The sequence below is a fragment of the Streptomyces sp. NPDC004111 genome, assembly GCF_042874215.1.
Classification (GTDB): Bacteria; Actinomycetota; Actinomycetes; order Streptomycetales; family Streptomycetaceae; genus Streptomyces.
In genome coordinates this window covers 1-11,276 of record NZ_JBIAMU010000048.1, presented here as the reverse complement: position 1 = coordinate 11,276, position 11,276 = coordinate 1, and the positions used below count along the sequence as shown (strand labels likewise).

Sequence of the window (11,276 nt, the reverse complement as noted above, 5' to 3'; positions counted from 1 at the left end):
GGCGGCCCCCCCCCCCCCCCCCGGGCCCCCGCGCCCCCCCCCCCCCCCCCCCCCCCCGGGCCCCCCCCGCCCCCCCCCCCCCCGGCGGGGCCCCCCCCCCCCCCCCCCGGGGGGCCCCCGCCCCTCTTCGTACGCCGAACCGTCCTCGTGGACTCAGTAGGCGCCGTTGACGTTGTCGATGGAGCCGTAGCGCGCGGCGGCGTAGTTGGCCGCGGCGGTGATGTTCGAGACCGGGTCGTAGATGTCGTGCGCGGTGCCCGGCACGTGGTACGCGTTGAACGTCGGCTGGATGACCTGGAGCAGGCCGATCGACGGGGTGCCGTTCTGGGCGTTGACGTCCCAGCCGTTCATGGCACGGGGGTTGCCGGTGGACTCGCGCATGATGTTGCGGTGCAGCCCGTCGTACGAACCGGGGATGCCCTTGGCCCGCATGACGTCCAGGGCCTCGCGGATCCAGCCGTCCAGGTTGTTCGTGTACACCGGCTTGCGCGCGGCGGCCCGGCTCGCGGCCTGCTTCGCCTCGGCGCGCTTCTTGGCGTCCGCCTCGGCCTTGGCCTGCTTCGCCTGCTGTGCCTTCTTGGCCTTCGCGGCCTCGACCTTCGCCTTGGCCGCGGCGGCGTCCCTGGCCTGCTTGTCGGCGACGGCGTGCTGCTTGGCGATGCTCTCCCGTGCGGTGCTGCCCTGCGAGACGACCACCGCGGTCGACGCCATCTCCTGCGTCCCTGCCTCGGCCTCGGCGGAACCGCCGCCCGGAAGGAGGGTCAGCGCGAGGGAAGCGGCACCGAGTGCGGCGACACCGGCGATCGAGACCCGGTGGGTCTTGGTCAGGCGACTATGGCCCGGGGTGGCGGACATGCAGACGAACCTCTCGGAGGGGGAAGGGCCGCGGAGTCCGCGACGGCAGCCATTCTTAGCGTCCGCAAAATCGCCAGGCAAAGATGTGACGTACGAAGCCGGATAGTGGACCGGGGGTCGTCCAACCCCGCCCCGCACCCCCGTCGATCCCGCTCACAAGCCCTTATCTCTCGACTACAGAGCTTCGTAAGTGATCTGCGCCCTATGCTCGGCCTCACATCGGCCGCGTAACAACCTCACCCAAAGTCACCAAAGCAAACCTCGCCGTGAGCAACTCTTGCTCCCCGTCGTCCTCCGTCCCCGGACCTAGGTCCACCACCGCCCCTTGCCCCGCCCCGGGCCCGATGCCCCGGTCCACCCCCGCCGCTACGGTGACCCCATGACCAGCCCCCGCCCCGCCCCCGGCCCCGGCGCGGCCACCCCACCCCCCACCAACGCCCGCCTCGCCACCGTCAGCGCCGCCCTCCTGGCCATGAGCCGCCACCTGGAGGTCCACGACGTCCTCAAGACGATCGTCGCCTCCGCCCGCGAGCTCCTCGACGCCGAGTACGCGGCCCTGGGCGTCCCCGACGACCACGGCGGCTTCGCCCAGTTCGTCGTCGACGGCGTCAGCGAGGAACAGTGGAGGGCCATCGGCCCGCTGCCCCGCCAGCACGGCATCCTCGCCGCGATGCTGCACGGGACCGAGACCGAGCGCCTCGCCGACGTCACCAAGGACCCCCGCTTCGGCGGCTGGCCGGCCGCCCACCCCGACATGTCGGACTTCCTGGGCCTGCCGATCCGCGACGGCGACGAAGTCATCGGCGCGCTCTTCCTCGCCAACAAGCGCTGCCCCAAGCCCGAGGGCGGCTGCGGCTTCGACGCCGCCGACGAGGACCTCCTGACGATCCTGGCCCAGCACGCCGCCATCGCCCTTACCAACGCCCGCCTGTACGAGCGCAGCCGCGAGCTGACCATCGCGGAGGAGCGGTCCCGGCTGGCGCACGAGCTGCACGACGCCGTCAGCCAGAAGCTCTTCTCGCTGCGCCTCACCGCCCAGGCCGCCACCGCCCTCGTCGACCGGGACCCGGCCCGCGCCAAGGAGGAGCTCCACCAGGTGGCCGCCCTCGCCGCCGAGGCCGCCGACGAACTGCGCGCCGCCGTCGTCGAACTGCGCCCCGCCGCCCTCGACGAGGACGGCCTCGTCGCCACCCTCCGCACGCAGATCCAGGTCATGGACCGTGCCCACAGCGCCCACGTGGTCTTCGACAGCTGCGGGGTGCGGGCCCTGCCCGCCGCCCAGGAGGAGGCGTTCCTCCGGGTCGCCCAGGAGGCCCTGCACAACGCCCTGCGCCACTCCGGGGCCGCCCGGGTCGACGTCGTACTGGAGAAGGTCGTACGGGACTCACGGGCCGAGGCCGTCCGGCTCAGCGTGAGCGACGACGGCTCCGGCTTCGAACCGGCCGGCGTACGCCGTGCGGGCCGCCACCTCGGCCTGGTGTCGATGCGGGACCGGGCGAGCGGGATCGGCGGCAGGCTGACGGTGGAATCGGCGCCCGGCAAGGGCACCACGATCACGATGGAGGTGCCCGGTGCCTGAGCCCGGCAGCAACGCCCCGACCCGCACCGCGAGGTCCCCGATCCGCGTCCTGCTCGTCGACGACCACCAGGTGGTCCGCAGGGGACTGCGCACCTTCCTGGAGGTCCAGGACGACATCGAGGTCGTGGGGGAGGCGGGCGACGGAGCGGAGGGCGTCGCACAGGTGGAGTCCCTCCGCCCGGACGTCGTACTGATGGACATCAAGATGCCCGGCACCGACGGCATCGAGGCGCTGCGCAAGCTCCGCGAGCTGGCCAACCCGGCGCGGGTGCTGATCGTCACCAGCTTCACCGAGCAGCGCACCGTGGTCCCCGCCCTGCGGGCCGGCGCCTCGGGGTACGTCTACAAGGACGTCGACCCGGAAGCGCTGGCCGGTGCCATCCGCTCGGTCCACGCCGGACACGTACTCCTCCAGCCGGAGGTCGCCGGCGCGCTCCTCGCCCAGGACGACCCGAACAACGGACAGGGCCGGGGCAGCTCCCTCACCGACCGCGAGCGCGAGGTGCTCGCACTGATCGCGGACGGCCGCTCCAACCGGGAGATCGCCCGTGCCCTCGTCCTCTCCGAGAAGACCGTCAAGACACACGTGTCGAACATTCTGATGAAGCTGGACCTGGCGGACCGTACCCAGGCCGCGCTCTGGGCCGTCCGGCACGGGCTGACGGACTGACCGGGCCGCTGAGCGGGGTAAAAGCGGATCGTCGTCTTCCGGTCTGAGATTCATACCGTCGGGTGTATGTACGCCGAATGGCGCAACCCGAACGGCGCACCGGCGTTCTTCATGGCGTGCTGCGGCGGCTGGCCGCAGCCACTGCTAGGAGGAACCTGAAGTGAAGAACCTGAAGAAGGCCGCTGCCATCACCCTGGTCGCCGGTGGGCTCGTCGCCGCTGGTGCCGGTGCCGCCTCCGCCACCGGTCACAGCGGTGCCGAGGCCAACGGCAAGGCCGTCCAGTCCCCGGGCGTCGCCTCCGGCAACCTGGTCCAGGCCCCGGTGCACATCCCGGTGAACGCGGTCGGCAACACCGTCTCCGTCATCGGCGCCCTCAACCCGACCTTCGGCAACGAGGGCGTCAACCACTGACCGCCCCACCCCACACAGAGCGGCCCCAGGCACCCCCCGCCCGGCGGCCGCTCCGCCATTTCCCCCATCGAGCCCCCTCGGGCGACGGGGCCGCCCTTTCCCGCCCACCCCCGCCCGCCCCCTTGGGCGGCGGGGCCGCCCCCGGGGGGCGGAACGGGCGGGCAAGGGGGCGGCCCCCGACGGAGCCGCACACCCCCGCACCCCGACACCCCGGCCCCGCACCCCCACACCCCCCAGCCCCCTCCCACAGGGCTCCGGGCCCCCAAGCCCGAAGCACCGGGGGGCCACCCCCTACACCCCCTCCACCACCACCCCGTACGCCGCCACCACCGCCCTCCGCACCACCCTCTCCACCGGCCTCAACGCCTCCCCCCGCGCCCACATCTCCGACGCACTCACCGCACCCCCGTGCCCACTCCCACGGGCCAGCCCCACCACCAGCCCGACCCGCCGGGCCATCTCCAGCACCCGTACCGCCCGCGCCGGATACCCCGGCGCCAGCACCTCCCGCGCCCCCGCCGCCTCGGACCGCGCCCGGTACGCGTCGATCGCCGCCGCGGCCACCGGCCCCGACCCGGCCACATCCAGCTTCGCCAGCACCTCCGTCGCCTCCCGCAGCGCCTCCGCCAGCTCCCGCTCCGCCTCGCCGAGCGACGGCACGTCCGCCGGCGGCGCGTCCCGTACCGGCGAGCACACCCAGACCACCTCGACGTGCACATCCCCCGCGGGACCCGCCTCGGTCACCTCCGGTACGAGCCCGAGCGCCGCCCCCGTGCAGATCACCGCCTCCTCGGCCTCCAGCGCCCGCGCGTTGAACTCCGGCGGCCCGCTGAGCCCCAGCGGATGGCCGGGCGCCGGCAGCGCGACCCGGAAGCCGGTGGCCCCCAGCGCCCGCAGCCGCCCCAGCGCCAGCGTGAGCCCGACCGGACCCGACTCGCCGGGCAGTCCGGTCACCCGGTGCACCGCGTCGTCGCCGACGATCGCCACCGCCGCGTCATCCGGCGAGACAAAGCCCGCAAGAAGGGCATTTCCCCATGCCGCGAGCATTCCTGAACGAGGTTCCGTGAGCATGGGGACAGCCTAGATTCCGGCCCGCACCGGTCCCAAGGGCGGGAGCGTCCGACCGGTGGCGTAGGTTTTCCCTGGGCGCTGTGCCCACAGGCACACGCGACATTTCGATACTGCATGGGGAGACAACGCGCTCATGAGCGATGTACTGGAGCTGGTGGACGTATCCGTGGTCCGCGACGGACGGGCTCTGGTGGACGACGTCTCCTGGTCGGTGAAGGAAGGCGAACGCTGGGTCATCCTCGGCCCGAACGGCGCCGGCAAGACCACGCTGCTGAACATCGCCTCCAGCTACCTCTTCCCCTCCTCCGGCTCCGCCACGATCCTCGGCGAGACCCTGGGCAAGGTCGACGTCTTCGACCTCCGCCCGCGCATCGGCATCGCCGGCATCGCCATGGCCGAGAAGCTGCCCAAGCGGCAGACCGTCCTGGAGACCGTCCTCACCGCCGCGTACGGCATGACCGCCACCTGGCACGAGGACTACGACGAGGTCGACGAGCAGCGCGCCCGCGCGTTCCTGGACCGGCTCGGCATGAGCGAGTACCTGGACCGCAAGTTCGGCACCCTCTCCGAGGGCGAGCGCAAGCGCACCCTGATCGCCCGCGCCATGATGACCGACCCCGAGCTGCTCCTCCTGGACGAGCCCGCCGCCGGTCTCGACCTCGGCGGTCGCGAGGACCTGGTCCGCCGCCTCGGCCGGCTGGCCAGGGACCCGTACGCACCCTCGATGATCATGGTCACGCACCACGTCGAGGAGATCCCGCCGGGCTTCACCCACGTCCTCATGATCCGCCAGGGCAAGGTGCTCGCCGCCGGCCCCGTCGAGACCGAACTGACCTCGCGCAACCTCTCGCTCTGCTTCGGCCTCCCGCTCGTCGTCGAGCACCGCGGCGACCGCTACACCGCACAGGGCCTGCCGATGGGCTGACGGGGCTCCCGTCCCGGGCCACCGGGGCCGGCCGAGCCCCGGGGCGCACACCCCTTGCGCCCTGTCCGCGCCGACCACCCGCCCCTACCATGACCGTTGTGGACATGGACGCATGGCTCTGGTGGCTGATCGGCGCGGCGGTGCTCGGCATCGCGCTCGTCGTGACCTCGATGCCCGAACTGGGAATGCTGGCCGTCGGCGCGCTGGCGGGCGCACTCACCTCCTACCTGGGCGGCGGTCTCGTCACCCAGGTACTGGTGTTTTCGGCCGTCTCCGTCGCCCTCATCCTCGCCGTCCGGCCCATCGCCGCCCGGCACCGCAGCCAACGGCCCCAACTGGCCAGCGGTGTCGACGCGCTGAAGGGCCGTCAGGCGGTCGTACTGGAGCGGGTCGACAGCGGCGACGGCGGACGCATCAAACTGGCGGGCGAGGTCTGGTCCGCCCGCGCACTCGACGCCGCCCAGTCCTTCGAACCGGGTCAGCAGGTCGACGTGGTCGAGATCGACGGGGCCACCGCCGTGGTCATGTGAGTACGCACGTGAACCGTGCTCCCGCACAAGGCAGTCGGGTGGCGAGAACACCCCGCACGCGGCGCCGCCATCTGGCAGTCTCGATCATCACAACAATCTCGATCATCACGGCAGGACCGAGAAACACGAAGGGCACGGGGAAGCGATGTCATCGATCATCATCGTCCTGATCATTCTGGTGGTGCTGGTCTTCATCGCCCTGATCAAGACGATCCAGGTCATCCCACAGGCCAGCGCCGCCATCGTCGAGCGCTTCGGGCGCTACACCCGCACGCTCAACGCGGGGCTCAACATCGTCGTCCCGTTCATCGACTCGATCCGCAACCGGATCGACCTCCGCGAACAGGTCGTCCCGTTCCCGCCCCAGCCGGTGATCACCCAGGACAACCTGGTCGTCAACATCGACACCGTCATCTACTACCAGGTCACCGATGCCCGCGCCGCGACCTACGAGGTCGCCAGCTACATCCAGGCCATCGAGCAGCTCACCGTCACCACCCTGCGAAACATCATCGGTGGCATGGACCTGGAGCGGACCCTCACCTCCCGCGAGGAGATCAACGCGGCCCTGCGCGGCGTCCTCGACGAGGCCACCGGCAAGTGGGGCATCCGCGTCAACCGCGTCGAGCTCAAGGCGATCGAGCCGCCGACCTCCATCCAGGACTCGATGGAGAAGCAGATGCGCGCCGACCGCGACAAGCGCGCCGCGATCCTCACCGCCGAGGGCATCCGGCAGTCCCAGATCCTCACCGCCGAGGGCGAGAAGCAGTCCGCGATCCTGCGCGCCGAAGGCGAGGCCAAGGCAGCCGCCCTCCGCGCCGAGGGCGAGGCCCAGGCCATCCGTACGGTCTTCGAGTCCATCCACGCCGGCGACGCCGACCAGAAGCTGCTCGCCTACCAGTACCTCCAGATGCTCCCGAAGATCGCCGAGGGCGACGCCAACAAGCTCTGGATCGTGCCCAGCGAGATCGGCGACGCGCTCAAGGGCCTCTCCGGCGCGATGGGCAACTTCGGCCCGATGGGCGGCGGTTCGTCCCCCTCCGGCAACGGCAAGGAGCGCCGGGAGCAGCCCCCCATCGACTGACCCGCCCGCCCCTCCGGCATGATCACTGCGCACGGAAAACAGTGATCACCGTTCGGAGGGGCACCGCATGACCATCTGGGAGATGCTCGCCGTCCTCGTCGCGGGCATCGGCGCAGGCACCATCAACACCATCGTCGGCTCCGGCACCCTCATCACCTTCCCGGTGCTCCTCGCCACCGGCCTGCCGCCCGTCGTCGCCAACGTCTCCAACACGATCGGCCTCGTCCCCGGCTCCATCAGCGGCGCCATCGGCTACCGCAAGGAACTCGCCGGCCAGCGCGCCCGCATCCTCCGCCTCGGCGCCACCGCCCTGGTGGGCGGCCTGATCGGCGCGATCCTGCTGCTCTGGCTGCCGTCCTCGGCGTTCGACACGATCGTGCCGGTCCTGATCGGCCTCGCACTGATCCTGGTCGTGCTCCAGCCGAAACTCTCCGCCGCCCTCAAGCGCCGCCGCGAGAACAGGGGCGAGACGACCGGCCCCCACCCGGACGGCGGCCCCGCCCTCCTCGTCGGACTGCTCCTCGCCAGCGCGTACGGCGGCTACTTCGGCGCCGCCCAGGGAGTCCTGTACCTCTCCCTCATGGGCCTCCTGCTGAACGACTCCCTCCAGCGCATCAACGGCGTCAAGAACATCCTCGGAGCCGTCGTCAACGGAGTCGCCGCCGTCTTCTTCCTCTTCGTCGCAGAGGTCGACTGGACGGCCGTCCTCCTGATCGCGGTCGGCTCGGCCCTCGGCGGCCAGCTCGGCGCCCGGATCGGCCGCAGGCTGCCCCCGACGGTCCTGCGCGGAGTGATCGCGCTGGTCGGCCTCGTCGCCATCACCCAGCTGCTGCTCAAACAGACCTCATGACGCGCCCGAGAAGACCTCAGGACGCGAAGAAGCCCGCCTCCACCACGAGACGGGCCCCTTCTTCTCCCCGCGAGCCGCACTAGGCGGCGGCGTCCGCCAGCCAGTCCGGCAGCGAGTCCCACTCCGCACCCCGCAGCGACAGCAGCATCGCGTCGGCGGGCGTGGGAACGAACGGCTGGAACAACAGCGGCATCCCCGCCTTCTCCGGCGTCCGGTCCGCCTTGCGGTGGTTGTCCTCGGCGCACGAGGCCACCGTGTTCAGCCAGCTGTCGGCGCCACCGCGCGACCGCGGCACCACGTGGTCCACGGTCGTCGCCCGCTTCCCGCAGTACGCGCACCGGTGTTGGTCCCGTATCAGCACACCCCGCCTCGACCACGGAGCTTGTCTTCGGAACGGCACCCGTACGTACCTGCTCAGCCGGATCACCATCGGCACCGGAAGATCGACGTCCGCACCACGCATGCGCAGTCCGGGATGAGCCTTCTCGACCACGGCCTTGTCCTGCAGGACAAGCACCACCGCACGGTTCAACGTCACCGTCGACAGTGGCTCGAAGCTCGCGTTCAGAACCAGCGTGTCACGCATCCCGCCCACCCTCCGTGTGCCGGCCCACCCCTTGGCGGGCTTGGATCAACTCTGGCGGGACGCGCCGGAATGGACAACGCATTAACGGCGTCCCCACGAGGAGCCGCCACACCCCCCAAACAAAAACTGCCCGCTCCTGATCTCTTTCAAGACCAGGAGCGGGCAAATACCCAGTGAATCTTTCCGTACGCTGCTCAGCCCTCGGCCGGAGCCTCGTACTCCGCCACGAGCTGCGCCCGCCCGAGGGTGTGGAACCGCAGGTTGAACCCGACCACCGCGGGCGACGCGTCCGCGTCGATCCCCAGCTTCTCGGTGTCCACCGCGTACACGGTGAAGACGTACCGGTGGCGCTCGCCGGCCGGGGGAGCGGCACCCCCGAAGTCCTTCGTCCCGTAGTCGTTGCGGACCTGGACCGCCCCCGCGGGCAGCCCCTCGAACTTCCCGCTGCCCGCACCGGCGGGCAGCTCCGTCACGGACGCCGGGATGTCGAAGACGCTCCAGTGCCAGAACCCGCTGCCGGTCGGCGCGTCCGGATCGAAGCACGTCACGGCAAAGCTCCTGGTCCCGGCCGGGAAACCCTCCCACCGCAGCTGCGGCGAGCTGTTCCCCTCGGCGTAGACCTGTGCGTCCTTCAGCACGGCGCCTTCGGCGACGTCCTCGCTCAGTACGGTGAACGCCGCCACCGAGGGGTGGAAGTCATGAGGCAGCGGCGGCCTCTTGGCCTCGTCGGACACAGTCACATCAGCACCTTCCTGCTTCTTTGCTCTCTCGGTACCCCGCGGCTTCGACCCTAGAGCCAGTTGCGCTTACCACCGACCTGAGCCAGCCACTGGTTGAGGTACCCGGCCCAGTCCGTCCCCTGGAAGTCGTTCAGACCGACCTGGAACGCCCGGTAGGAGTCGCTGCTCTCGCTGAACATGCCGCCCTTGCGGTCCATCTCCAGGACCACGTCCATCTCCCGGTCGTCCGCGATGAACGTCAGCTCGACCTGGTTGAGCCCCCGGTACTGCTGCGGCGGCAGGAACTCGATCTCCTGGTAGAACGGCAGCTGCTGGCGCGTCCCCCGGATGTGCCCGCGCTCCATGTCCGCGCTCTTGAAGCGGAACCCCAGATGGACGAAGGCGTCCAGAATCGCCTGCTGAGCGGGCAGCGGGTGGACATTGATGGGGTCCAGGTCCCCGGAGTCCACCGCGCGTGCGATCTCCAGCTCGGTGGTCACCCCGATGTTCATCCCGCGCAGCTGCTGCCCGGCGATGTTGGTGACCGGCGTCTCCCAGGGGATGTCCAGCCCGAACGGCACCACGTGCACCGCGCCGGCCTGCACCTCGAAGGCCCCGCCGAGCTTCACCTTGGTGAACTCGATGTCCTGCTTGACCTCCTGGTCACCGCCTTCGACCTCGACGCGTGCCTGGAGACCGACGGACAGCCCCTCGATCTGCTGCGCGACGGACCCGCCCTGGATCCGCACCTCGCCCTGCACCACCCCACCGGGTACGACGTTGGCCTCGGTGAGCTCCGTCTCCACGGAAGCCCCACCCGCTCCCAGGCTCGCCAGCAGCTTCTTGAATCCCATGGTTCTCCCCAATTTTCCGGTCCTGACCAGTACAAACGCTCAATCAGGGCGCCCGGTTCCGCGCCTACCCGCGCAACGAGCCCCTACTACCCGCGTTCCACTACCCTCGGCGGGCATGATCGCGACGACCCCAGACCGTACGCCGCTCACCCGCGGTTTCTTCGCGCGACCCGTCCTCGACGTGGCCCCCGACCTCCTCGGCCGAACCCTTGTCCGCCGGACCCCCGAGGGGCCCGTCGAACTGCGCATCACCGAAGTGGAGGCGTACGACGGCGAACGGGACCCGGGCTCCCACGCCTACCGGGGCAGGACCGCCCGCAACGCCTCGATGTTCGGCCCGCCCGGACACGCGTACGTCTACTTCATCTACGGCATGTGGTTCAGCCTCAACCTGGTGTGCGGCCCGGAGGGCACGGCGAGCGGTGTTCTCCTGCGCGCGGGCGAGGTCACCGCAGGCGCCGACCTCGTCCGCAAACGGCGACTTTCAGCCCGAAAAGACAACGAACTGGCCAAAGGGCCTGCCCGCCTGGCCACGGGCCTGGACATCACCCGTGCCCTGGACGGCACCGACCTCTGCGGGGGAGCGGACTCCTCTCTCTCCGTACTGCACGGCACTCCGGCCCGCGCTGACCAGCGACAGAGCGGACCCCGCACCGGAGTGGGCGGCGAAGGAGCGGTGCACCCCTGGCGCTTCTGGATCGCCGGCGACCCCACGGTCAGCCCCTACCGCGCCCACAAACCGCGCCGCAGGGCAACTTGACTCGGCCCCGTCACCCGCCTAACGTAGCCCGAGCCGCTTGAAACGGGCACTGCTGTCGGCACGGTCCATCGGACCGAACCAAGCAGCCCCCGAAGCGGCCAACCACTACTACGACTTCCCTTACGGGTCTGAATTTCGGCATGCGTGAATTCATTCCCACGGACTCGATTATGAGCCGCCGGGAAAAGCCGCTAAAGTAGTGAACACGCCGAAAGGCAAGGCCTTCCAACGGCCACCAAAGAGAAATTCCAAACCGGAAACGGCGCGGAAATGATCTGGTAGGGTTGGAAACGCAACAACACAAAAGAAACACCGAACGAAAACGTCCGGAGGAAAGCCCGCAGGGGTGAGTACAAAGGAAGCGTCCGTTCCTTGAGAACT

At 70.5% G+C, this 11,276-nt stretch carries 14 protein-coding genes; 8 read left to right on the top strand and 6 right to left on the bottom strand.

Annotated features, from left to right (window positions below):
- Window positions 1-153 precede the first annotated feature (153 nt).
- Window positions 154-855, bottom strand: a complete 702-nt coding sequence (locus ACFYVL_RS44405; RefSeq protein ID WP_389255853.1) for a transglycosylase SLT domain-containing protein — start codon at window positions 853-855, stop codon at window positions 154-156.
- A 472-nt stretch (window positions 856-1,327) separates the two neighbouring features.
- Here ACFYVL_RS44405 and ACFYVL_RS44400 point away from each other — a divergent pair, with 472 nt between their 5' ends.
- The 3 genes from ACFYVL_RS44400 (at window position 1,328) to ACFYVL_RS44390 (ending at window position 3,516) form a co-directional block, all read left to right on the top strand.
- Entirely contained in the window at window positions 1,328-2,434 is a 1,107-nt protein-coding gene (locus ACFYVL_RS44400) for a GAF domain-containing sensor histidine kinase (protein ID WP_389255859.1), read from the top strand.
- Entirely contained in the window at window positions 2,427-3,104 is a 678-nt protein-coding gene (locus ACFYVL_RS44395) for a response regulator (RefSeq protein ID WP_389255851.1), read from the top strand. Before ACFYVL_RS44400 ends, ACFYVL_RS44395 begins: the two co-directional genes overlap by 8 nt.
- Before the next feature lie 160 nt (window positions 3,105-3,264).
- Complete coding sequence (locus ACFYVL_RS44390; protein WP_389255849.1) at window positions 3,265-3,516, top strand: chaplin; 252 nt, start codon at window positions 3,265-3,267, stop codon at window positions 3,514-3,516.
- 291 nt (window positions 3,517-3,807) lie between these two features.
- Here the strand turns inward: ACFYVL_RS44390 and ACFYVL_RS44385 are convergent, their stop codons facing one another.
- Window positions 3,808-4,587, bottom strand: a complete 780-nt coding sequence (locus tag ACFYVL_RS44385) for a hypothetical protein (protein ID WP_389255847.1) — start codon at window positions 4,585-4,587, stop codon at window positions 3,808-3,810.
- A 133-nt stretch (window positions 4,588-4,720) separates the two neighbouring features.
- Between ACFYVL_RS44385 and ACFYVL_RS44380 the strand changes: the two genes are divergently transcribed.
- From ACFYVL_RS44380 to ACFYVL_RS44365, 4 genes are all read left to right on the top strand, one after another.
- Entirely contained in the window at window positions 4,721-5,512 is a 792-nt protein-coding gene (locus ACFYVL_RS44380) for an ABC transporter ATP-binding protein (RefSeq protein ID WP_389255845.1), read from the top strand.
- Between the two features lie 89 nt (window positions 5,513-5,601).
- A complete protein-coding gene (locus ACFYVL_RS44375; protein WP_389255843.1) occupies window positions 5,602-6,042 on the top strand; it encodes an NfeD family protein in 441 nt (146 codons plus the stop codon).
- Between the two features lie 145 nt (window positions 6,043-6,187).
- Window positions 6,188-7,126 carry an SPFH domain-containing protein gene (locus tag ACFYVL_RS44370; protein ID WP_389255841.1) on the top strand — a complete coding sequence of 313 codons (939 nt, stop codon included), beginning with the start codon at window positions 6,188-6,190 and terminating at the stop codon, window positions 7,124-7,126.
- A 67-nt stretch (window positions 7,127-7,193) separates the two neighbouring features.
- Entirely contained in the window at window positions 7,194-7,976 is a 783-nt protein-coding gene (locus ACFYVL_RS44365; protein ID WP_389255839.1) for a sulfite exporter TauE/SafE family protein, read from the top strand.
- Between the two features lie 79 nt (window positions 7,977-8,055).
- Here ACFYVL_RS44365 and ACFYVL_RS44360 read toward each other — a convergent pair whose 3' ends face one another.
- The 3 genes from ACFYVL_RS44360 to ACFYVL_RS44350 all read right to left on the bottom strand — a co-directional run bounded on the left by ACFYVL_RS44360 (window position 8,056) and on the right by ACFYVL_RS44350 (window position 10,135).
- The gene (locus tag ACFYVL_RS44360) at window positions 8,056-8,562 is read right to left on the bottom strand and encodes an HNH endonuclease (RefSeq protein ID WP_389255837.1); all 507 of its coding nucleotides are present in this window, start codon (window positions 8,560-8,562) and stop codon (window positions 8,056-8,058) included.
- Between the two features lie 194 nt (window positions 8,563-8,756).
- Entirely contained in the window at window positions 8,757-9,296 is a 540-nt protein-coding gene (locus ACFYVL_RS44355; RefSeq protein ID WP_389255857.1) for a YbhB/YbcL family Raf kinase inhibitor-like protein, read from the bottom strand.
- A 56-nt stretch (window positions 9,297-9,352) separates the two neighbouring features.
- The gene (locus ACFYVL_RS44350; RefSeq protein WP_389255834.1) at window positions 9,353-10,135 is read right to left on the bottom strand and encodes a sporulation protein; all 783 of its coding nucleotides are present in this window, start codon (window positions 10,133-10,135) and stop codon (window positions 9,353-9,355) included.
- A 118-nt stretch (window positions 10,136-10,253) separates the two neighbouring features.
- Here ACFYVL_RS44350 and ACFYVL_RS44345 point away from each other — a divergent pair, with 118 nt between their 5' ends.
- Window positions 10,254-10,895 carry a DNA-3-methyladenine glycosylase gene (locus ACFYVL_RS44345; RefSeq protein ID WP_389255855.1) on the top strand — a complete coding sequence of 214 codons (642 nt, stop codon included), beginning with the start codon at window positions 10,254-10,256 and terminating at the stop codon, window positions 10,893-10,895.
- Between the two features lie 168 nt (window positions 10,896-11,063).
- Here ACFYVL_RS44345 and ACFYVL_RS44340 read toward each other — a convergent pair.
- A partial coding sequence (locus ACFYVL_RS44340; protein ID WP_389255832.1) for a hypothetical protein occupies window positions 11,064-11,276 on the bottom strand: 213 nt, incomplete at its 5' end.